This is a genomic window from Neobacillus paridis (assembly GCF_016765675.1).
GTDB classification, from domain to species: Bacteria; Bacillota; Bacilli; order Bacillales; family Cytobacillaceae; genus Neobacillus; species Neobacillus paridis.
Genome location: NZ_JAESWB010000165.1, coordinates 68,746 through 90,372, shown reverse-complemented (window position 1 = coordinate 90,372; position 21,627 = coordinate 68,746). Strand labels below are relative to the sequence as shown.

General features: G+C 41.8%; 21 protein-coding genes, 1 pseudogene and 2 riboswitches. Of the genes and pseudogenes, 18 read left to right on the top strand and 4 right to left on the bottom strand.

The features are described 5' to 3' along the window. The first annotated feature begins 214 nt into the window (after positions 1-214). From JK635_RS08930 to JK635_RS08875, 12 genes are all read left to right on the top strand, one after another. On the top strand, positions 215-1,198 hold the full coding sequence (locus tag JK635_RS08930; protein WP_202653612.1) for a Gfo/Idh/MocA family protein: 984 nt from the start codon (positions 215-217) through the stop codon (positions 1,196-1,198). A gap of 69 nt (positions 1,199-1,267) precedes the next feature. After that, positions 1,268-4,084 carry a sigma-54-dependent transcriptional regulator gene (locus JK635_RS08925; RefSeq protein WP_202653599.1) on the top strand — a complete coding sequence of 939 codons (2,817 nt, stop codon included), beginning with the start codon at positions 1,268-1,270 and terminating at the stop codon, positions 4,082-4,084. A 364-nt stretch (positions 4,085-4,448) separates the two neighbouring features. After that, positions 4,449-4,871 (top strand): PTS sugar transporter subunit IIA, encoded by a 423-nt coding sequence (locus JK635_RS08920; RefSeq protein WP_202653598.1) that lies wholly within the window; start codon positions 4,449-4,451, stop codon positions 4,869-4,871. Between the two features lie 2 nt (positions 4,872-4,873). Continuing rightward, a complete protein-coding gene (locus JK635_RS08915; RefSeq protein ID WP_202653597.1) occupies positions 4,874-5,362 on the top strand; it encodes a mannose/fructose/sorbose PTS transporter subunit IIB in 489 nt (162 codons plus the stop codon). Between the two features lie 59 nt (positions 5,363-5,421). Further along, a complete protein-coding gene (locus tag JK635_RS08910; protein ID WP_235887994.1) occupies positions 5,422-6,231 on the top strand; it encodes a PTS mannose/fructose/sorbose transporter subunit IIC in 810 nt (269 codons plus the stop codon). Between the two features lie 18 nt (positions 6,232-6,249). Then, complete coding sequence (locus tag JK635_RS08905; RefSeq protein WP_202653596.1) at positions 6,250-7,098, top strand: PTS mannose transporter subunit IID; 849 nt, start codon at positions 6,250-6,252, stop codon at positions 7,096-7,098. Positions 7,099-7,176: 78 nt separating this feature from the next. Next, a complete protein-coding gene (locus JK635_RS08900; protein WP_202653595.1) occupies positions 7,177-7,632 on the top strand; it encodes a DUF986 family protein in 456 nt (151 codons plus the stop codon). A 204-nt stretch (positions 7,633-7,836) separates the two neighbouring features. Beyond that, complete coding sequence (gene nagA, locus JK635_RS08895; RefSeq protein ID WP_498043862.1) at positions 7,837-8,970, top strand: N-acetylglucosamine-6-phosphate deacetylase; 1,134 nt, start codon at positions 7,837-7,839, stop codon at positions 8,968-8,970. Further along, positions 8,971-9,702, top strand: coding sequence for a glucosamine-6-phosphate deaminase (gene nagB / locus JK635_RS08890; RefSeq protein WP_202653593.1), 732 nt, complete (start codon positions 8,971-8,973; stop codon positions 9,700-9,702). It begins immediately after the preceding gene. 25 nt (positions 9,703-9,727) lie between these two features. Continuing rightward, positions 9,728-9,994 carry a phosphocarrier protein HPr gene (locus JK635_RS08885; RefSeq protein ID WP_202653592.1) on the top strand — a complete coding sequence of 89 codons (267 nt, stop codon included), beginning with the start codon at positions 9,728-9,730 and terminating at the stop codon, positions 9,992-9,994. Then, positions 9,994-11,706 carry a phosphoenolpyruvate--protein phosphotransferase gene (gene ptsP / locus JK635_RS08880; protein ID WP_202653591.1) on the top strand — a complete coding sequence of 571 codons (1,713 nt, stop codon included), beginning with the start codon at positions 9,994-9,996 and terminating at the stop codon, positions 11,704-11,706. The genes JK635_RS08885 and ptsP overlap by 1 nt, the downstream gene beginning before the upstream one ends. Before the next feature lie 27 nt (positions 11,707-11,733). After that, positions 11,734-12,351, top strand: coding sequence for an NAD(P)-dependent oxidoreductase (locus JK635_RS08875; protein ID WP_202653590.1), 618 nt, complete (start codon positions 11,734-11,736; stop codon positions 12,349-12,351). 190 nt (positions 12,352-12,541) lie between these two features. Here JK635_RS08875 and JK635_RS08870 read toward each other — a convergent pair whose 3' ends face one another. From JK635_RS08870 to JK635_RS08855, 4 genes are read right to left on the bottom strand one after another with little or no spacing between them, the layout of a single operon-like run. Then, positions 12,542-13,405, bottom strand: coding sequence for an energy-coupling factor ABC transporter ATP-binding protein (locus JK635_RS08870; RefSeq protein ID WP_202653589.1), 864 nt, complete (start codon positions 13,403-13,405; stop codon positions 12,542-12,544). Between the two features lie 15 nt (positions 13,406-13,420). Then, on the bottom strand, positions 13,421-14,191 hold the full coding sequence (gene cbiQ / locus JK635_RS08865; protein WP_202653588.1) for a cobalt ECF transporter T component CbiQ: 771 nt from the start codon (positions 14,189-14,191) through the stop codon (positions 13,421-13,423). 9 nt (positions 14,192-14,200) lie between these two features. Continuing rightward, a complete protein-coding gene (locus JK635_RS08860; protein ID WP_202653587.1) occupies positions 14,201-14,485 on the bottom strand; it encodes an energy-coupling factor ABC transporter substrate-binding protein in 285 nt (94 codons plus the stop codon). Beyond that, positions 14,482-15,159, bottom strand: a complete 678-nt coding sequence (locus JK635_RS08855; protein WP_202653610.1) for an energy-coupling factor ABC transporter permease — start codon at positions 15,157-15,159, stop codon at positions 14,482-14,484. The genes JK635_RS08860 and JK635_RS08855 overlap by 4 nt, the downstream gene beginning before the upstream one ends. Positions 15,160-15,357: 198 nt before the next feature. Then, a riboswitch (cobalamin riboswitch) is annotated at positions 15,358-15,554 on the bottom strand. Between the two features lie 186 nt (positions 15,555-15,740). After that, positions 15,741-15,919, top strand: a riboswitch (cobalamin riboswitch). Positions 15,920-16,049: 130 nt separating this feature from the next. Between JK635_RS08855 and cobJ the strand changes: the two are divergent. The 6 genes and pseudogenes from cobJ to cbiE form a co-directional block, all read left to right on the top strand. Continuing rightward, positions 16,050-16,877: pseudogene (gene cobJ, locus JK635_RS08850) on the top strand (precorrin-3B C(17)-methyltransferase); the annotation flags it as partial. Between the two features lie 57 nt (positions 16,878-16,934). Beyond that, complete coding sequence (locus tag JK635_RS08845) at positions 16,935-17,897, top strand: sirohydrochlorin chelatase (protein ID WP_202653586.1); 963 nt, start codon at positions 16,935-16,937, stop codon at positions 17,895-17,897. 8 nt (positions 17,898-17,905) lie between these two features. Continuing rightward, positions 17,906-18,685 carry a precorrin-6A reductase gene (gene cobK, locus JK635_RS08840; protein ID WP_202653585.1) on the top strand — a complete coding sequence of 260 codons (780 nt, stop codon included), beginning with the start codon at positions 17,906-17,908 and terminating at the stop codon, positions 18,683-18,685. Next, positions 18,681-19,331, top strand: coding sequence for a precorrin-8X methylmutase (locus JK635_RS08835; RefSeq protein ID WP_202653608.1), 651 nt, complete (start codon positions 18,681-18,683; stop codon positions 19,329-19,331). The genes cobK and JK635_RS08835 overlap by 5 nt, the downstream gene beginning before the upstream one ends. Then, complete coding sequence (locus tag JK635_RS08830; RefSeq protein WP_438803825.1) at positions 19,328-20,422, top strand: cobalt-precorrin-5B (C(1))-methyltransferase; 1,095 nt, start codon at positions 19,328-19,330, stop codon at positions 20,420-20,422. Before JK635_RS08835 ends, JK635_RS08830 begins: the two co-directional genes overlap by 4 nt. Next, complete coding sequence (gene cbiE / locus JK635_RS08825) at positions 20,419-21,627, top strand: precorrin-6y C5,15-methyltransferase (decarboxylating) subunit CbiE (protein WP_202653584.1); 1,209 nt, start codon at positions 20,419-20,421, stop codon at positions 21,625-21,627. Before JK635_RS08830 ends, cbiE begins: the two co-directional genes overlap by 4 nt.

Sequence of the window (21,627 nt, the reverse complement as noted above, 5' to 3'; positions counted from 1 at the left end):
AGCATTAAAAGAGTTGGCCGGTTTTTAAAAAAGACAAATTTTCTATCAAGAGAGCACTCTAAATAAGTGAATCCGCTTTCACTTCTGTGGAGATAAAAAAACTGCCCACAAATACTTGACTCAAACTTCCGGAAGATGTGATTTCAAATTTAATCAATATTAGCGTAAAATAGAAACTTGAAAGAGAAAAAGTATAAAGGAGACAAGAGATATGATAAATTTCGGCACCATTGGTACAAGTTGGATTACTAAATCGTTTATTAAAGCTGCACAGCTTAGTGGGGAATTCAATTTAACTGCGGTTTATTCCCGTTCAGAGAAAAAAGCAAAAAGTTTCATAGAAGAATTCAATGTCAACGATGTTTTTACCGATATCGAAGCGATGGCAAAATGCAATGATATTGATATGGTCTATATTGCTTCACCGAACTCACTCCATTTTGAGCAGGCTTTATTATTTTTAAAAAATAAAAAGCATGTCGTCTGTGAAAAACCGATATTTTCAAACACAAAGGAACTGGATGAAGCGTTTAAAACGGCAGATGAAAATGGGGTATTCTTATTTGAAGCTACCCGTAATATTCATACTCCTAATTTTAACACTCTTAAAGAAAAGCTGGGAATGGCAGGGCAATTAAGAAGCGCGGTCTTACCATATATTCAATATTCCTCACGCTATGATGCCTTTTTACAAGGGGAAGAGCCTAACGTGTTTTCCGCTTCTTTTTCAGGTGGTGCACTGGTTGACTTAGGCGTATACTCGGTTTCGTTGGCAGCGGGATTGTTTGGGGCGCCAAAGAAAGTCAGCTATCATCCTGTAATGTTGAGAAGTGGAATTGACGGGGCCGGAACACTGGTGTTAGAGTATGACGGTTTTGTCTGCACGGTGATCTGCTCGAAAATTTCTCATTCCTCCATGTCGCCCGAGATTCATGGGGAAAAGGGGACGTTTATTTTAGAGGATGTCGCACCAATTTCTAAATTGGAGTTTGTTGATAATCATACGAAGGAGAGCGAAAACTTAGGTGTTCCGCAGGAGGAACAAGATATGGTCTATGAATGCCGGGATTTTGCTGCGATTATCAATACAAATAATCAGCGCGAATATGAAAAGTGGCGGAATTTGAGCACAACGGTTCTTCAAATTACAGAGGAGGCTCGAAAACAAAACAATATAATCTTTGCATCCGAAAAATGAGTCGATCCCCTGTCCAAACATTAACAGGTTTCTTGGAGTTTCCATTATAAAGTTGAGGTTGAGATAGGTATGAAACGTATTGAACGTATTTATCAATATTTGCAAGATAAGTCCAATGAATTAACGAAAGAACAGATATTGGAGATCGAAGGATTTACTGCCAGCGACATGGCTAAGGAATTGGAGATGCTGCGAAATAATGTAAGCCTTGAACTCAATAATCTTGTCCGTGATGGCAGAGTGGTAAAAATTAAAAAACGACCCGTCCGTTATATCCCCCGCGATGTGATACAGAAGTTTTTCGGTAATATCGTCGACAGGACTGTATTGGAAATCCCTTCCTTAACAGCTTTGTATCAGGAAAAGGAAAAACCTGCGATCCATAAAAATGAAGATCCTTTTAACCTGATGATCGGTGCGGAGGGAAGTTTGACAAAGTTAATTGATCAGGCCAAAGCAGCAGTTGTTTATCCGCCAAATGGACTTCATACCCTGATCCTTGGGCCAACGGGTTCTGGAAAGACGTTGTTTGCCCATATGATGCATGAATACGCAAAATATGTCGGAAGAATGAACGAACATTCACCATTTATCGTATTTAACTGTGCGGATTATTATAATAATCCTCAGTTGCTGTTATCCCAACTTTTTGGGCATGTCAGCGGTGCCTTTACCGGTGCCACCGGTAACAAACAGGGGCTTGTCGAAAAAGCCGATGGCGGAATACTCTTCTTGGATGAAGTCCATCGGCTTCCTCCTGAGGGGCAGGAAATGATCTTTTATTTTATGGATACCGGGCGATTCAATAAATTGGGAGAAGTCGAACGGAATCATACATCGAATGTTTTAATTATTGGGGCGACAACGGAGGATCCTTCATCTTCCTTTTTAAATACCTTTTTGCGGCGGATTCCGATAACGATCACCATTCCTTCATTTCATGGCAGAAAAGTAGAGGAGAAGGTTGAACTTTGTAAGTACCTGCTGGCTAAGGAGGCGAAGCGGGTCAATAAAGAGCTCAGAGTTCACGCAGATGTCATTAAAGCATTGATTGGGGCTGTTACTTTTGGTAATGTCGGACAGCTGAAATCCCATATTCAACTTGTTTGTGCCCAAGGATTCCTTGAAAGTATGAACAAGCCCTATATAACGTTATCACTAAAAACGCTTCCACAGGAAATTAAAGAGGGCTTATCACGGGTATCCCGAAATGTCAATGAAAATGAGAAAATCACGAAATTGATTAATACGGTCACGATCATTACGGGGGAAGGCAGTAAGGAACTGGTTGAGGATGATGTTTACGATCTGCCTTTTGATATGTATAAAATTATTGAGGATAAGGCACGGCTTCTTAAGGAAGAAGGGGTTGAGGATGAAGAAATAAATAAATTTGTCGAAACAGATATTAAAATCCATATTAAGAGTTTTTACCAGCAAGTATCGAAATATCATAATATGGAGCTGGCCAAATTAGTTAATAAACAGGTACTTGAACTTGCCGAAGAACTGCGGTCCTTTGCTGAAAGTGTTTTAAACCGGACTTTTAATGATAAGTTTATTTATTTCATCAGTCTTCATATTGATGGCTTTTTGCAAGGAAAAAACCACGATCAGCGAACAGCACCGCCTGCACTTGATGAGACCATAAAAGAAATCGAAAAAGAATATCAAGTTGCTTCTAAAATGAAAGAAATTATTGAAGAAAGACTTCAAATTACGCTGCCGGAATTTGAAACGACCTATTTGGCAATGCTGCTTGTATCCATCAATGAGCTGAACCAAAAAGGGAAAGTCGGGATTGTGGTGGCTACTCACGGAAATAGTACCGCCTCTTCTATGGTGGAAGTTGCCAAGGAATTACTTGGTGATTACAACATCGTGGCAGTGGATATGCCGCTGGATGTTGGCTTTTATGACATTTTAGATGATATTGTTGCTGCTGTCCGCGAAGTGGATCGCGGTGAAGGGGTTCTCATGCTGGTTGATATGGGATCACTTTATTACTTCGAGGAACAAATTCATGAAAAATCAGGGGTGGCTGTAAAGGCGATTGATATGGTTTCCATGCCGATGGTTCTTGATGCTGTCCGCCGCTCCAATTTTTTAGATATGGATTTAAACAGCATATATCAGTCAGTTCAAAAATCTTATTATAAAAGCGAAGAGGAAGTTCCTGAAAAACCGAAGGAGTCGGGAAAACCAAAAGCAATATTGACGATTTGCTCTTCCGGTCAAGGAACAGCGATTAAATTGGAAGAAATGACTGAGCTTTTTATTAATGATATTACTACTGAAAATATTACGATTATTCCGCTGTCAACGATTGGTCTGAACGCTGAAGTGGAGAGAATCTCCAAAATATATGACATTCTCGCTGCAGTAGGCGTCAAGAAGCCGCAATTGGATGTGCCTTTTATCTCTCTGGAAAAGTTTATCGAGGGAGAAGGCCAGAAATTAATTGAGCAAATTATTAAAAGCGGCCATATGACGGTGAAGAACAGTGAATCAGATGTTATTATCCGTGCATTGTGTGAGGATACCCTTAAATCCCTTTTGGTTTATCTTAATCCTACCCGGGCAATTTCGGTTCTTCTGAAGTTCTGTGGCCAATTACAAAAACAACTAGATGTTTATTTTAAAAATACAACCGTCATTCGGATTATCGTGCACACTGCTTTTGCAATAGAACGTGCAATTACCAGAGCGGAGCTTGTCTACAAAGGGGAACCGACAGACAAGGGAACCGCCCTATTGAAAAAAGTGAAAGATGCTGCCGATGTGATTGATAAAAATCTGAATGTAACTTTATCGAATAATGAACTCTGGTATATTGTAGATCTTCTTTTAGATGAAATTGGCAGTAAGTCAATTAAAGAAGATTAATACACTGTTTTATTATTTATTTTTGATTATGAAAAAAGTGTATTAGATATTATCTACAAAACAGACGAAGTGTATCAAATATAAAATTATTAAAAGTAGTGTATTAAAAAGTGCCGATGATGCGTGTTGGCGCTTTCTTTTTTGCAGAAAAGTGTATTGTTTATGTCGAAAAATGTAAAAATTAATTGAAACAGTTCTACTGAAGAGAGTTCTTTAAGAAGCTTAAAAACTAGCAAAATCGCGGCTTAGCAAGGTTTTCTAAGGAGTGATAACGGCGTCTATTAATTTCACTACATAGTTTGGCATGGTTTATGCATAATAAAATGATGAAGACTGGCAGTTAAGCCAAGAAGGAGGCTTATGAATGATTGCGCTCGTTGTCGCAACCCACGGTCAATTTTCGCGGGAAATTGTCAAATCTGCGGAAATGATCTTTGGCGAGCAGGAAAATGTTGCTATTATTACATTTAAACCTGGAGAAGGTTTGAATGATCTTCAGAATAAATATCAAAAAGCAATCGGAGAACTTGATACTCAAGATGGGGTACTCTTTCTCGTCGACTTATTTGGGGGAAGCCCATTTAATGCTGCAGCTAATTTAATTTCCCAAGAGGAAAATATGGATATAATTACAGGTGTTAACCTTCCTATGCTAATTGAATGCTTCACCCAGCGGGGGGGAAGTAAACTTGAAGCTTTAGTCGATACCATTTCTCAAACGGCTGTCAATGGTGTCAAATCTTTAAAGAAAACGCTACAGCAAAGTGAAGATGAGGAGGATTTATAAAAATGATTATTGCTCTAGCAAGGATTGATGATCGTCTTATCCATGGACAGGTAGCAACAGTTTGGACAAAGGAAACTGGAGTCAGCCGAATTATCGTGGTCAGTGATGAGGTTGCGAAGGATACCGTGCGAAAAACATTATTAACCCAAGTCGCACCTCCAGGGGTTAAAGCAAGTGTAGTTGACGTGGATAAAGCTGTTCGTGTTTATAACAATCCGAAGTATGCAAACGACCGTGTTATGCTACTATTTACCAACCCAACTGATGTCGTACGAGTTGTTGAGGAAGGGGTGGAAATTAAGAGTGTAAATATTGGCGGCATGTCCTATAAAGAAGGAAAAACAATGATCACCAATGCCGTTTCCGTAGACAAGAAGGATCTTGAAGCATTCAACAAACTGAATGAACGCGGTATTGAATTAGAAATCCGCAAAGTTATTGCGGATAGCAAAGTGGATCTCATGCCACTTCTAAAAAAACTTAATGACTAATCCCATTCTGTGACTTCAGCAAATTTTTAATAAATAACCTTTTTTGGGGGGGAATATCAATGGATATTTCAGGGGTTCAAATTGTTCTTATCTTTATTGTTGCATGTATTTCTGGTATGGGATCCATCCTGGATGAATTCCAGACTCATAGACCATTGATCGCCTGTACGCTGATTGGGTTAGTCTTAGGTGATATGAAAACCGGGATTATCATCGGCGGTACGCTGGAAATGATTGCTCTCGGTTGGATGAACATTGGTGCCGCCGTTGCCCCAGACGCAGCGCTCGCTTCCATTATTTCAACGATTCTGGTTGTTGCCGGACATCAACAAATTGGTGCAGGTATTGCGTTGGCGATTCCACTTGCTGCTGCCGGCCAAGTATTAACCATTCTTGTTCGCACGATCACGGTTGGTTTCCAACATGGTGCCGATAGAGCCGCAAAAGAAGGCAACCTGCGGATGATGGACTGGCTACATATGTCGGCTTTATTATTACAAGCCATGCGGATTGCTATTCCGGCCCTTGTCGTTGCTCTAACTGTTGGAACGTCTGCTGTAAGAAATATGTTGGATGCGATTCCTGAAGTAGTCACAGGCGGCTTAAACGTTGCCGGCGGGATGATCGTAGTTGTTGGTTATGCGATGGTTATTAATATGATGCGTGCTGGATATTTAATGCCATTCTTCTTCTTAGGTTTCGTTGTCGCGGCCTTTACGAACTTTAATCTTGTTGCATTAGGTGTTATTGGTTTAGTTCTAGCTCTAATCTTTATTCAACTACATCCTAAATATAATACTCAATATGCAGCAGCTGCTCCTGCAGGTGATTCCGGCTTAGATGACGATTTAGACGACGAATTGGATTAAGTAAAGGAGGGCTGAGGAATGAGTACTGAAATGACAACAGGTCAAAAGAAATTAACGAAAAAAGATTTATTTTGGGTCTTTGTTCGCTCGAATTTTCTTCAAGGCTCTTGGAACTTTGAACGGATGCAGGCCTTAGGTTTTGCTTTCGGGATGACCCCGGCGATTAGACGGTTATATCCAAAAGGCAGCGAAGAACGCAAGCAAGCGATGAAACGTCATAATGAATTCTTTAATACTCACCCATTTATGGCTGCACCCATTGTCGGCGTAACCCTGGCGATGGAAGAAGAACGAGCCAACGGAGCAGAAATTGACGATGCAGCTATTAACGGGATTAAAGTTGGTCTAATGGGACCGCTTGCCGGTGTTGGCGACCCAATTTTCTGGGGAACACTCCGTCCAGTATTTGCTGCACTTGGAGCATCCATTGCATTAAGTGGAAGTATTTTAGGGCCGCTATTATTCTTTATACTCTTTAATGCCGTCCGCCTTGGCATGAGATGGTGGGGTGTTTCCTACGGTTACCGTAAAGGGTCCGATATTGTGTCAGATATGGCTGGCAATGTGCTGCAAAAATTAACAGAAGGTGCATCGATCCTCGGACTATTTGTCATGGGGGCACTAGTCAATAAATGGACGAAGGTCAATATTCCGTTTGTCATTTCCAAAGTGAAGAACCCTACGACTGGAAAAACTGATATCACAACAGTTCAAAGCGTACTCGATCAGTTAATGCCTGGACTAGTTCCACTAGCACTAACCTTCCTATGCATGTGGTTATTACGCAAAAAGGTTAACCCGCTTGTGATTATTTTAGGCTTCTTTGCAGTCGGGATTTTAGGCTATTGGGCAAATATTTTAAGATAAAGGAACACAACATTTCAATGGGAATCGACCTTTATCCGATTCCCTTATTAACATGGATAAAATGGAAGGGTGCAAACCATGTCCATTACAGGTATAATCTTATTGGTATTTATCATAGTCATGGCAGGATATTTAATCTATGAGTCAGCTGTTATTCCCTCATTAAAGGGAAAAACAGAGCTTGTTGTTCCGTTGAGAAAACGTCTGCTGGCTGATCAACTCATTTTTGCCGCAATGCTGATCATCCTGTATATTTCGAATTATTTTCGTGGGGTGAAAGGATGGGACAATTATCTGTTGCTCATTGCCTCATTTCTCTTTATCTATTACGTGTTTATCCGTTCTCCAAAGGCCCATTTTAAGGATAAAGGCTTCTTTTACGGGTTGTTCTATACAGAATATGATAGGATTAAAGAGATGAAACTGTCTGAGGATGGATACCTGGTTGTTGATACGGACCGCCGCCGGCTTCTTTTACCTGTAAAACGGGTTGAGGATTTGGAGAGTATTCTAAACCATCTTCTCGAACATTAGGACGTAGAAAAAGTTAGAATACATAAAAATATTCAATAGCCAAAAGAATCATATGGAAGCGGTCTGGACATTATCTTTTACACGATACTATGGGGAAATCAATTCTTTGACGAGTTGATTGGGGCCAGAAAGGAAGGAATGAACGTGACAGCAAAAGATGATCCTGTGTTATTAATAGGTCCGCAAATTTACTCAGAGCATGAAATGATTGAAAATGGATATATCAAAATAAAAAATCAGCAAATCGAAGAAGTTGGGTCTATCGCTAATCTTCCAAATAAGGAAGGATATAGGATTGTTAAGCTTCCTTCAGAATACAAGGCTATTCCTGGTTTTATCGATGTTCATATTCATGGTGTGAATGGTGCGGATACGATGGATGCCACAAAAGAAGCATTAGACACGATCGTATCGGCACTTCCAAAGGAAGGGACCACGGCATTTTTAGCTACCACCATTACACAAGAAAATAATCAGATAGAATCTGCGATTGTAAATGCAGCGAATTATATCAGCAGCGAACAAGCACTAGGAAAGTCTGAGATACTAGGGATTCATTTAGAAGGGCCATTCGTAAATGCAAAGAGGGCAGGTGCCCAGCCAAGCCAATATATTATTGACCCTGATCTAGAGGTGTTTAAAAAGTGGCAAAGATTAGCAAACGGTTGGATTAAGTTAGTGACCCTTGCTCCTGAAAGACCGGGCGGCATGGAAATGATTAAATATTTAACCGATCATGACGTTATAGCTTCCATTGGTCATACGGATGCATCGTATTCAGAAGTCATTGCCGCTGTTGCGATGGGGGCTAATCACGTAACACATCTGTTTAACCAAATGAGAGGGCTGCATCACCGTGAGCCGGGTGTCGCAGGTGCAGCGCTTTTAGAAGAAAAATTAATGGCTGAACTGATTGTCGATGGCATCCATGTACGCCCCGAGATGGTGAGGTTGGCTTATAAGCTGAAAGGAAAAGCCGGCCTGATATTAATCACCGATTCAATGCGGGCAAAATGCCTGAAAAATGGTCAGTATGATCTTGGCGGACAGGATGTAACCGTAAAGGACGGCAAGGCAGTGCTTAAAGACGGGACTCTTGCCGGGAGTATTTTGAAGCTGGGACATGCAGTAAAAAATATTATCGACTTTACCGGATGTTCACTTGAAGATGTGATTGAAATGGCATCTGTTAACCCTGCTAAGCAACTGGATATTTTTCACCGCAAAGGAAGCATAGCTGCAGGAAAGGATGCAGATATCGTTCTGCTTAACGAAAACTTGGATGTGAAGATGACCTATTGCAGAGGGGTGGAAGCTTTTGTAAAGGAGGACAACTAAATGCAAATCATTAAAGTGAAAAATTATCAGGAAATGAGTAATAAAGCGGCCGAATATATCATTCAAAAGGTCGTCCAATTTCCAAATTGTAACCTTGGGTTAGCTACTGGGGGTACACCGATTGGAACCTATCAAAATTTAATTGAAGATCATCAAAAAAATGGTACGTCTTACCGGGATGTGACCACCTTTAACTTAGATGAGTACATTGGTCTTGCTGCATCCAATAAAAATAGCTATCATTATTTTATGAATGATCAGTTGTTTAAGCATATTGATATTAATCCTGAAAGAACGTTTATACCGCGCGGAGATGCCGCAGATATTCAAAAAGAGTGTCTTCGATATGAAGAATGTATTGAAAGACACGGCGGAATTGATTTACAGCTGTTGGGGATTGGCAGCAACGGACATATTGGTTTTAATGAACCAGGGGCTTCATTTGAGTCGAAAACTCATGTTGTTAATCTGACGCAAAGTACAATCAATGCTAACTCCAGGTTCTTCGCCAATAAGGATGAGGTTCCAACTAAAGCGATAACGATGGGGATTGCAACCATCATGAAGAGTAAGGAAATCTTGCTTTTGGCTTCGGGAAGCAAAAAAAGTGAGGCGTTGTTTAACTTGTTAAATCTCGAGGTCAACGAAGGCTTCCCGGCTTCTATTTTGCAAAAACATCCCTCTGTTACGATCATTGCTGATGAAGAGGCCCTATCCCGTGTAAAAAATTAAATAAACAATAGGAGAATGAGATAAAATGGCAGAAAAACAATTTAACGTAACTTCAGATACAGGTATTCATGCACGTCCGGCATCATTATTAGTTCAAACGGCCAGTAAATTTAATTCGAATATCAATTTACAATATAAGGAAAAAACCGTCAATTTAAAATCGATTATGGGCGTCATGTCTTTAGGCATTAGCAAGGGGGCAGACATTATCATCTCGGCTGAAGGCAGTGATGCTAATGATGCCTTAAAAGCTCTGGAGGAAATGATGATGAAAGAAGGTATTGCGAAATAATGGAATCTTTAAAAGGAATAGCTGCCTCTAACGGAATTGCGATTGCCAAAGCCTACCTGCTGGTTGAACCTGATCTGTCTTTTGAAAAACAGACCGTTGACGATGGAAATGCAGAAGTAGAACGGTTTCGTACGGCACTGGAAAAATCAAAGGAAGAGTTAAAATTAATTCAAAGTCATGCTGCAGAAAAATTGGGCGCCGATAAGGCAGCGATTTTTGAGGCACATTTGCTCGTTTTAAGCGATCCTGAGCTAACTGGACCGATCGAAGAAAAAATAACTGGAGAAAAGACGAATGCAGAAGCCGCCCTCAAAGAAACAGCAGACATGTTTGTCAGCATGTTCGAGCAAATGGATAACGACTATATGAAGGAACGGGCAGCGGATATCCGTGATGTGACGAAGCGTGTTCTGTCCCACCTGCTGGGGGTTCAAATACCGAATCCAAGCATGATTTCTGAAGAAGTTGTGGTGATTGCCAATGACTTAACACCATCTGATACTGCACAATTAAACCGTCAGTTTGTAAAAGGATTTGCAACCGATATTGGCGGTCGGACCTCGCATTCGGCGATTATGGCCCGTTCACTGGAAATTCCTGCAGTCGTTGGAACAAAAACAGCAACAGCCGAAATAAAAAATGGCGATTTGGTCATTGTCGATGGTCTAAAGGGGGAAGTGCATATTAACCCTGCAGCTGACCTGGTTGAGGAGTACGGTAAAATCTCTGAACAATATGAGCTGCAAAAAGCAGAATGGGCCAAGCTAGTAAACGAAAAAACGATTTCTGCGGATAATCACCATGTTGAACTAGTGGCCAACATTGGTTCACCCAACGATTTAAAGGCGGTCATCGAAAATGGTGGCGAAGGAGTCGGGCTTTTCAGAACAGAATTCCTCTACATGGGCAGGGATCAACTACCTTCGGAGGAGGAGCAATTTAATGCCTATAAAGCTGTTCTTGAAGGCTTAAATGGCAAGCCGGTTGTCATTCGGACATTGGACATCGGCGGTGACAAAAAACTTCCTTACTTGAGTTTGCCGGAAGAACTGAATCCGTTTTTGGGGGTTCGGGCGATCCGTTTATGTTTAATCGAACAGGATATTTTTCGGACACAGCTGCGTGCCTTGCTGCGGGCCAGCAATTATGGCAATTTAAAAATTATGTTCCCGATGATTGCAACCCTTGATGAGTTCCGGGAGGCAAAGAAAATATTTACCGAGGAAAAACAGAAACTGCTTGCGGACGGGCAGCAGGTTTCCGACCAGATTGAACTGGGAATCATGGTGGAAATCCCTTCTACAGCCGTGTTAGCTGATCAATTTGCTAAAGAGGTTGATTTCTTCAGCATCGGTACCAACGACTTGATTCAATACACGATGGCTGCGGACCGCATGAATCAGGGTGTATCTTACCTGTATCAGCCATACAGCCCATCGATTTTAAGATTGGTAAAGATGGTAATTGATGCAGCCCATGCTGAAGGAAAATGGGCAGGTATGTGCGGCGAAATGGCCGGCGATGAAACCGCCATTCCACTTCTTCTTGGTCTCGGTCTTGACGAATTTTCAATGAGTGCTACATCGATTCTGAGAGCACGTTCACAAATTCGCAAATTGAAAAAAACGGCTATGGAGGAGCTTACCAAGACCGTGCTGCAAATGCAAACCACGAGTCAAGTAATCGAAGCTGTGCACCAAGCAACAAAATAGGTAAGAATGGTTGTAAGAGGTGTTAGTATGTTACCGTTATTCATCAATTTAACAAAGAAAAAAATCGTCATCGCAGGCGGAGGAAAGATTGCTGCCAGGAAGGCAAGGAATCTGGAGGCGGAGGAACCGGAGATCACTTTTATTGCACCCGACTTTTGTAACGATGTCCTAATATTATCCGAAGAAAAGGGCTACACCTTAATCCATCGAGAAGCCAAACCAACTGACTTTAGTGATGCATTTTTCGTTATCTTGGCAACTAATGATCCAAAAATAAATAGGATATTGTCGAAACAGCTTTCCCCGAATCAGTTAGTATGTGTGGTTGACCCTGCGGAGGAAGGAAATGTAATTTTCCCATCAACTCTTCGGCGGGGGCAACTGCAAATTGCCGTCACAACCAATGGGGCGAGTCCCAAATTGACAAGAAAAATAAAACTAGATTTAGAACAGCAATTTGACAGGTCATGGGAAACATACATTAGGTTCCTTTCGCAATGCAGGAGCAAATTAAAAAAGATGGCAATTCCGTTTGAGCAAAAAAATGAGCTTTTGGAAGAGGTTCTTAATGACCGCTATCGGACAGAAGAACCATTGAGAAATGAGATGCTAAGGCGGATTCAATCACTGGAGAAAACTAGCTGAAGAGTGTAGAAGTCATTGTCAAAATGAACCTTGGGTAATGCGAATTGTTTATTAAAATTTTATTTAGAATCATTTCTAATGAATAACAGCCCCCTCCGATAATACGCCTGGATAGAGGGGGTTGTTCCTTTTATAAACTGAACAGCAAAAGTTGGTTTAGATTATTTTATGAGGGGTGGGTATTTTGTGATTATTGACCATTCTTCAAGATACGACTTGTACTGATTGACAACAGCTTCAAAAGATCTTCTTTTGTCCGCGGGATTTGTTTTTGTGTAGGAAAGTAATCATTGTCAATAAGAAATTGATAAAGGTCGAGAATCATCGGCCGCTCTAGGTTTGCCTTTTGAAAAAGGTCTTTCTGGAGAAATATTTCCTCCCTTCCCCCATTTCCAAGAACTTTGCCATCATGTAAGATAATAATCTCATCCGCCCATTCGAAAGCAAAATTGATATCATGGGTCGAGAGGACAATGGTTTTTCCATCACGGTTAATTTGATTTAAAAGATTAATAATCTTTTTCGCATAATAGCTGTCCAGACCGGCAGTTGGTTCATCCAAGATTAGGAGTTCGGGGTCCATGGAAAGCACACAGGCAATGGAAACACGCTTTTTTTGGCCAATACTTAAGGAATGAGTGGCTTTTTTTTGCAGTTCTAAAGTTCCAGTTTCTTTCATCGCCCAGTGAACCAAGCGTTCGATGGCATCTTTGGTCAGTCCCAAATTTCGCGGCCCATAGGAGATATCTTCAAATACAGTTGGAGAAAATAATAGCTCATCCGGATTTTGAAAAATGATTCCTACCTTTTGTCTTAGCGCCTGTAAATACTTCTTCGTATACTGGATCCTCTCCCCTTTAAAGGTAATTGACCCTGATAAAGGCTTAAGAATTCCGTTCAAATGTAAAAAGAAAGTGGATTTTCCTGCTCCATTGTTCCCGAGGATGGCTATTTTTTTTCCTTGGTTTAAGGTGAGGGAAATCCCCTTTAATGCTTCCGTACCATCCCCATAACGATAAATAAGATTGTTAGTTGTGATAATAGGTGTTGTCATATAAGGGGTTCCTCCTTAAAAGGTGAATAGCAAAACGAGCAATAACAGGACAATCATAAAAACACCCAAATTTAGTAAGGAAAGGCTGTACTCTCTTTCACTGCCGATAAACTCTCCATATCCGCCACGGGATTCGACAGCTTGATGTAGCTTAGCCGCTTTCTGAAAGCTTTTTAAAAATAAGGCAGTCGTTAAGTATCCCAAAGAGGTTAAGCCAGTTCTAAACGAAGTATACCCCAGCCTGGAAGACTGCGAATGGTAAATTTCCGCAGCCGTTTCAATTAGTGTAAATAAAAAACGGTAAGTGATCGCAATCATTTCAATGAAAAGCGGAGAGATCCGCCACTTTTTTAATAAATATAGAATTTCCACGAGTGGCGTGGTTAAAATGAGCAGGTATAAACAACTAATGCTGCCAATAGAAACCATAAATAGTTGAAAGGCTGCCCTTACACTCGACATATCTACATAGATGAACAGTTTCCCCATTGAAATATCAAAAATAATTTCGCTGCCGGGTATCGCATTCAGGGAGAAATTAACCATTAGAGGAATTAATCCCAAGAGAATAAAAGTAATCGGAAGAACTAATAATTTTATGTAATATTTTATAGGAATCCTTGCCAGAAGGATCATGATACTCGAAATCAGAAAAACTGTGAAACTTACCTTCATGTCTCTTGCGAATAAAGAGAACAAAAGCATAAACAGCGAAAAAGTAACTTTGTCAAAGGCGTGAATATCGCTGAAACGGTTATGGTAGGCGTACTGGTCAATTAACAACATCGCTATATATCACTTCATATCCTTGTCATGAATTTTGCGCTCTCGATAGGTCCCGATAATAAAACCGATGGCACCGGCACCTATAGCAGCTTGACCGGCAAATAAGAAACTTTCAACTTCACTGCTTGCCGGGGCCCAAAGGTAATTGACCCACGGTTTATAATTTGGCTTCAGAGAATGGACAATATCGGTTGCTCGTCCATCCGTCCCGGAAAAATCCGCTTGACCATGGATGAAAAACGGAATAGCAGTAATGAAGATAAAAACAAGAATTAAAAACGCATTATTTTTCATAGGTTAGCTTCCTCTCTGAAAGGAACTTTTAATAGTTTTAATACTTGAGTATTGTATTTAAATAGTAAATTCATCACGATGACCGTCAAGATAGCTTCACTTATAGCAAGCGGCAGCTGTGTAACTAAGAAAATGCTGGAGAATTTCAAAAAAGACGCTGCCACTCCACCCGTTGCCGCAGGAAAGGCTAATGCCAATTGGAACGAAGTAACAGAATAAGTAGCCAAATCACCTAACAAGGCTCCCGTAAAAAGAGAGACACGGAAAGACAGGCCGAGACGTTTTCCTAGCTGTATGATCCAATAGGCAACAAACGGACCGGCAACCGCCATAGAGAACCCGTTTGCACCGAGCGTTGTTAACCCTCCATGAGCAAGCAGAAGAGCTTGAAATAACAGAACAATGAATCCAAGTACGCTCATGACAATGGGACCGAATAAGGCTGTGCCTAAACCCGTTCCTGTCGGATGGGAGCTGCTCCCGGTAACAGAGGGCAATTTTAAGGCCGAGAGCACAAAGACAAAGGCGCCGGACAGACCTAGCATCATTTTCACTTCAGGTGCATCGGCAACAAGCTTGTGAATTTTTTTCATTCCGGCAAAAAGGAAAGGAAGGTAAATAGCCCACCAGATGATCACCCACTTCAATGGCAGAAATCCTTCAGCAATATGCATGGCATAAGCCGATTGATACGAATTAAGCCAAAAATAGATCGTAGCCGCTAATACTAAAATGGGGACAGTCCTCCGAAAAGGTTTTTTCTTCACTTCTCTCACTCCTTTAAATTGTAAAAAAAAGCATTCTGAACGTTAGGTTAGTTCAGAATGCTTTGGCTTTGTGACATTTTGAACATACCTATATCCCGTAGGCAGTTAAAACTTGAAAAACAGGCAGGTTTCCTGACTCATTGTCATCGCAGAACCGCGCCTTCCCTAGTCAAGGTTTTAAATTGACTAAGTGGCCTTCTTGCGGACTGCTCCAAATTACAGTGGCGGGAACCGTGCTGGAATTTAACCAGCTTCCCTTTTACGTTGATTAATTAATCAACACCCGTTTTCCCATGATTAAATTGTTATCACTAAGTATAGCCTTGTGTTTTTCGAGTTGTCCATGGAATATTTGTGACAGAAAGTTCAAAAATCCCTCGATAACAAGTCATATCTAAGTTCTAGCCAGTTGTGAATTTTTTGACAAAAATTGTTCACTTGTTAATTGTCAAATGTTGCTGTTTAATGATACTGACCTTTAAAAAAGTGAATAGGTAATACGTAAAAGTGCTCCGTTTTAAGGAGATAAAAGGGAAATCGGTTAGAAACCGATGCAGCCCCCGCTACTGTAACGCAAACGAAATTGTAGAATTCCACTGGAAAACCGGGAAGGGACAAGAGTAGGATGAAGCGAAGCCAGGAAACCTGCTTTTACGTTGTATCTTGTTCTTCGGAGGGAAGAATAGTGATAGCGTTGCAGTTAAAGACGTGTATCATTCGCTACTGTTAAAAAGCCTTAGCCACCTCCGATGGACTAAGGCTTTTTTGTATTGAAAGGAAAAGATGGAGGGGAAATGATGAAGGGAAAATTATTTGTGATTGGCTGCGGTCCGGGAAGTATGGAGCATTTGACAAAACGAGCGATAGATGCCGTAAGAGAGAGTGATTTCATCGTTGGTTATAAAACCTATGTGAACCTTATTAAAGACTTAATTACCACACAGGAAATCGTCAGTACGGGAATGTCGGAGGAAGTGGAACGGGCACAAGAAGCTGTCAAGTTGGCCAAAACCGGGAAAAAGGTAGCTGTGGTTTCAAGTGGTGATGCCGGTGTGTATGGAATGGCCGGTCTGGTATATGAGGTGCTGACCCAGCAAGGGTGGTCTGGCAAGACAGGAGTTGAAGTAGAAATTATTCCAGGTGTTTCCGCGATTCACTCAAGTGCGTCCTTATTGGGAGCCCCGATCATGCATGATTCCTGCACCGTAAGTTTAAGCGATCACTTAACCCCGTGGGAGATCATTGAAAAACGTTTAGAGGCCGCGGCAATGTCCGATTTTGTTATTGCGCTTTATAATCCCAAAAGCGGGAAAAGGACACGTCAAATCGAAGAGGCACAAAGAATTCTATTAAAATATAAATCACCTGATACACCAGTGGGATTGGTGAAAAGTGCTTATCGGCAAAAGCAACAAATTGTGATCACCAATTTAAAGGAAATGCTGGACCATGAAATTGGCATGCTTACCACCGTCATTATTGGAAACTCTGCAACCTTTGTTCATGATAACAAGATGATTACCCCAAGAGGTTATGAAAAAAAATACTCCCTAACTGATGCGGAGCAAGCTCTAGTTAAACATGAAAGACTGAAATCTGAACATGAACCATGGGCACTTCATCAAGGACAAGCCGATTAAGTAAAGTGGTCACAAAGAAAGTTATTTTGGGGAGGAATTATCGTGAAAGCTGTTTTAATGGTGGCCCACGGAAGCCGCGACCAAGAGGCAAATGATCAAGTCCGCCGAGTTATACATAATTTGAACCATTCATTAGATCCGGCACTTCTGCTGGAACTCTGTTTTTTGGAGCTTGAGGCACCAGGGATTGACCAAGGCATTGCAAATTGCGTGGCCAAGGGAGCGGAAGAAGTTGCGCTGATTCCCATCATGCTGCTGCAGGCCAGTCATTCGAAAATCCATATTCCAAATGCCATTGATCAGGCAAAAAAGAAATATCCTAATATTCATTTTAGCTACGGCAGACCGATTGGAATCCATCCGGCTGCGCTCGAAATATGTCAGACACGGCTTGAGGAGTGTGGTGAGGAACTAAGAAATCCAGATCCCAAAGCCGCTGTGCTTGTCGTTGGCAGAGGCGGAAGTGATCCTGATGCCAATAGTGATTTATACAAAATTTCCCGATTATTATGGGAACAGCTCGATTATAAATGGGTTGAAACCGCCTTTTTTGCCGTGACAGATCCGTCAGTAGAAGAGGGAATTAACCGCTTAATAAAGCTTGAAGCCAAAAAGATTATCATTCTTCCCTACTTCTTATTTACGGGGGTATTAATCAAGGAACTTGAAAGAATGGTAGAGCAATTAAAAATAAAATATCCTGATTGTCAGTTTAAACTTGCGGGTTTTTTTGGCTTTCATCCAAACTTGGAAGTTATTTTAAAAGAACGAATCAATGAGGCACTTAAGGAAGATGTCAGAATGAATTGTGATACCTGTCAATATCGTTTTGAAGCAAGCAAGCATACGGGGCACCACCATCATCATCATGAACCAGGACACCATCATGATCACCACCATAACACTGAAAACCATCATGACAGGGACGATCATCACTGCCATGATCATTGTCAACATGGCGAAAGCCAACATCACGATGGACATGATGGTCAAAAAGGCATCTGAGGCAACCGATGATTCTACTGATTGCCGGTACAAGTGATGCTCGGGATCTGGGTCTCCAAATAAAAGCAAGAGGCTTTTCCCAAATCGCAACGGTGGTATCGCCCAATGCGGCAAAAGAATGGCGCGATGCTGAAATTTCCGTACGGGTTGGCAGGTTAACGGCGGAGAAAATGAAAGATATTATTGCCCAAAATCAGATCACCGCCATTGTCGATGCCAGTCATCCCTTTGCGGATGAAGCCAGTATAAATGCGATTGCGGCTGCCAAGCATTGTGGGATTCCTTATATCCGCTTTGAGCGGGAATCAGTAAGGATAAACAACCCCTCCATCTCCTATGTCGATAGTTATCAAGAAGCAGCAGAACTTGCTGCAGGGAAAAAAGGGGTGGTATTTTTGACAACCGGAAGCAAGACGCTTCCAGTGTTCGCCGATAAGCTTCTTCCATTGCCAGATGTCAGAATGATAATCCGTCTCCTTCCGCAAAAAGAGAACTTGGAAACATGTGAAAGGCTACACATTCCCCAGAAGAATATCGTGGCGATGCAAGGACCATTTACGAAGGAATTTAACAAAGCCTTGTTTGCGTTATATAAGACAACGGTGATGATTACAAAAGAAAGCGGAAAAGTCGGGTCTTTAGAAGAGAAACTGACAGCTGCTTTGGAGCTGGGAATTGATGCGATCATCATCAAACGCCCTACTGTCGATTATGGAACCGTATATTGGACGTTTGAAGACGTGATTCATCATTTAAAAGGTGTAGAAAGGGAAGGGAACCATGATTGATTTTAAAACGGAGTTTAAACCATATACCATTCAACCACAAAAAATTGAGGGCCGGAGCTTTGAAATAATTGACGAGGAAATTGGCAGTCACTCCTATACAGCGGAACAATACCCGATCGTTCAAAGGGTCATTCATTCCTCAGCCGATTTTGAACTGGGGAAAAGCTTACGATTTCATCTCGATGCCATTCAGGCCGGGATCCATGCGATCAAAACGGGGAAAAAAATTGTTACCGATATCAAGATGGTAAGTGTCGGGATTAACAAACGCCGAATTGAAAAATTTGGCTGTACGATCCATGAATATATTACCGATGAAGAAGTTGTCAAGGAAGCACGTGCTTTAAATGTTACCAGATCCATTATCGCCATGCGAAAAGGGATAAAGGAAGCGGAAGGTGGTATTTTTGCAATCGGAAATGCCCCAACTGCCTTGCTGGAATTAATCCGTCTGATAAAACAGGGGGCACCAAAGCCGGGATTGATCATTGGGTTTCCTGTCGGCTTTGTCTCGGCAACAGAATCAAAGGAAGAGCTGATGAAATTAGATATTCCGTTTATTACCAATAAAGGGAGGAAAGGCGGGAGTACGGTTGCTGTAGCAGCCGTAAATGCCATTGCCATTATGGCAGAAAGGGTGGAATGATGTTAGATCAACAGACCCAGCCACTTAGATTTGGATATACAACGGGAGCCTGTGCAACCGCAGCGACGAAGGTAGCTTTAATCGCCTTGATTACCGGGGAAAGCCAAGAAGAAGTGACGATTTTGATTCCTGCCGGTAACCAGGTGAAATTCACCATTGAGGAAATGGTCATTTCCAAGGGCCAAGTAACCGCAGGAATTATTAAGGATGGCGGTGATGATCCTGATGCCACACATGGTGCGCTCATTCAATCAACCGTTTCCTGGAGGAAAGATGACAGAATTGCTTTAGATGGAGGCAAGGGTGTAGGCCGCGTCACGAAAGAAGGTCTTCCAATTCCTGTAGGAGAGGCGGCGATCAATCCCGTCCCAAGACAAATGATTGAAGCAGTGGCGGGAGAGATCTTGCGGCAGTATGGTGTGGGGAACGGTGTATCGATTATGATTTCTGTTCCAAAAGGCGAGGAAATTGCCAAAAAAACTCTTAATGGAAGATTGGGGATTATTGACGGTATCTCGATATTGGGGACCCGTGGAATCGTCGTCCCTTTTTCAGCAGAGGCCTATACAGCAAGTATTTCCTTGGCGATCAAGGTAGCTAGAAAAGCAGGCTGTGAGCATGTCGTCTTAACGACTGGAGGACGTAGTGAAAAATATGCGATGAAACAGTATTCCTACCTGCCGCAAGTGGCTTTTATTGAAATGGGTGACGTTGTTGGATTTGCCCTTGAAGAATGTAAGCAGCAAGGGATCAAGCAGGTATCGCTGGTCGGAATGGTTGGCAAGTTTTCCAAAATTGCACAAGGGAAAATGAACGTCCATGCGAGAAAGATTGATATAAATTTTTCCTTTCTTGCCCAAATTGCCAAAGAAGCAGGAGTAAAAGAAACCATTCTGCCGGACATTGTCCGGGCGAATACAGCCGCAAAAGTGGCTGAAATCATGATCGGGATCGGAAATTACCAGTTCTTTCAGTTAATATGTGAATACTGCTGCCAATCAGCTTTGGCTGAAATTGGTGGAGGACTGAAGGTGGAAACAAGCCTTTATACCCTTTCAGGTGACTTCTTAGGAAAGGCGGAACGACAGTGAACCAGTCAGTTAAATTAATCGGAATTGGAGACGGCGGCCAGGAAAGCTTATTGCCCATTTATCAGAGATGGATTGATGAAAGTGAGAGATTAGTAGGCGGGGAGCGCCATTTAGCTTTTTTCCCCCAATATAAAGGTGAAATAGTAGCGATCAAGGGCAAATTGGAACAGCTTCTGGAACGGTTGCAAAAGGAACCGAAAAATACAGTCATCCTGGCTTCCGGGGATCCCTTGTTTTACGGTATTGGTAACAAGCTCTCAAGCAGTATAGAGTTGGAAATATATCCCCATGTCAGTTCGATTCAGCTTGCTTTTGCTAAAATAGGTGAGCCTTGGCATGATGCTTATGTCACCAGTATTCATGGACGATCGATGAAAGGATTGGCACAGCGGATTGATGGAAAATCAAAGGTCGCTGTCTTGACGGATAAGGTAAACACCCCCGCGGCCCTGGCCGACTACTTATTATCATTTGGGATGAACGAGTACCGTCTTTTTGTTGCTGAAAACCTTGGCGGTGAAACGGAAAAGGCTGGCTGGTATAACCTTGAAGAAGCAAGAAAAAAGGAATTTTCCCCCTTAAATATTGTGGTTCTGAAAAAGTCAGGATTAGCACCACGTTGGCCGGTCGGGATAGATGATGAAGAGTTTTTCCAGCGAAAGCCGGAAAAAGGCCTAATAACCAAAAAGGAAGTGCGAATTCTTTCTTTGGCCGCACTCGGTTTACAAGCGGACAGTATCGTTTGGGATATCGGAACCTGTACCGGTTCACTCGCAATCGAAGCTGCAAGAATTGCCAGAGAAGGCATGGTTTATGCCATTGAGAAAAACAACAATGACTTGGCGAATTGCCAAAAAAACATGATGAAATTTCGCACCGATCTAACGCTTGTCCATGGGAAGGCACCAGATGGGCTGTCACCATTCGCTGACCCTGATGCTGTCTTTATTGGTGGGGCTTCAGATGCTCTTTCGCCAATATTGGATGTTTGCTATGATCGGCTGAGACCTGGAGGAAAAATTGTTATCAATGCGGCCACTATTGAAAAACTATATGATGCCGTCACAATGTTGAAAGAACGAAAATTTTCCGTGAGCATCACCCTTGCACAAATATCAAAAAGCAAGCCGGTACTGCAGTTAACAAGATTTGCAGCCTTTAACCCTATTTACATTATTACCGGTACTCGGGAGGGAGAATCATAA

Excerpts from the sequence above, each read along its gene's own strand:
- JK635_RS08860 (WP_202653587.1), bottom strand. The coding sequence starts at position 14,485 with ATGAAAAATAATGCGTTTTTAATTCTTGTTTTTATCTTCATTACTGCT.
- JK635_RS08910 (WP_235887994.1), top strand. The coding sequence starts at position 5,422 with ATGGATATTTCAGGGGTTCAAATTGTTCTTATCTTTATTGTTGCATGT.
- JK635_RS08870 (WP_202653589.1), bottom strand. The coding sequence starts at position 13,405 with ATGACAACACCTATTATCACAACTAACAATCTTATTTATCGTTATGGG.
- ptsP (WP_202653591.1), top strand. The coding sequence starts at position 9,994 with ATGGAATCTTTAAAAGGAATAGCTGCCTCTAACGGAATTGCGATTGCC.
- JK635_RS08925 (WP_202653599.1), top strand. The coding sequence starts at position 1,268 with ATGAAACGTATTGAACGTATTTATCAATATTTGCAAGATAAGTCCAAT.
- cbiQ (WP_202653588.1), bottom strand. The coding sequence starts at position 14,191 with ATGTTGTTAATTGACCAGTACGCCTACCATAACCGTTTCAGCGATATT.
- JK635_RS08875 (WP_202653590.1), top strand. The coding sequence starts at position 11,734 with ATGTTACCGTTATTCATCAATTTAACAAAGAAAAAAATCGTCATCGCA.
- nagB (WP_202653593.1), top strand. The coding sequence starts at position 8,971 with ATGCAAATCATTAAAGTGAAAAATTATCAGGAAATGAGTAATAAAGCG.
- JK635_RS08855 (WP_202653610.1), bottom strand. The coding sequence starts at position 15,159 with ATGCATATTGCTGAAGGATTTCTGCCATTGAAGTGGGTGATCATCTGG.
- JK635_RS08915 (WP_202653597.1), top strand. The coding sequence starts at position 4,874 with ATGATTATTGCTCTAGCAAGGATTGATGATCGTCTTATCCATGGACAG.
- cobK (WP_202653585.1), top strand. The coding sequence starts at position 17,906 with ATGATTCTACTGATTGCCGGTACAAGTGATGCTCGGGATCTGGGTCTC.
- JK635_RS08830 (WP_438803825.1), top strand. The coding sequence starts at position 19,328 with ATGATGTTAGATCAACAGACCCAGCCACTTAGATTTGGATATACAACG.
- JK635_RS08920 (WP_202653598.1), top strand. The coding sequence starts at position 4,449 with ATGATTGCGCTCGTTGTCGCAACCCACGGTCAATTTTCGCGGGAAATT.
- JK635_RS08905 (WP_202653596.1), top strand. The coding sequence starts at position 6,250 with ATGAGTACTGAAATGACAACAGGTCAAAAGAAATTAACGAAAAAAGAT.
- JK635_RS08900 (WP_202653595.1), top strand. The coding sequence starts at position 7,177 with ATGTCCATTACAGGTATAATCTTATTGGTATTTATCATAGTCATGGCA.
- nagA (WP_498043862.1), top strand. The coding sequence starts at position 7,837 with ATGATTGAAAATGGATATATCAAAATAAAAAATCAGCAAATCGAAGAA.
- JK635_RS08885 (WP_202653592.1), top strand. The coding sequence starts at position 9,728 with ATGGCAGAAAAACAATTTAACGTAACTTCAGATACAGGTATTCATGCA.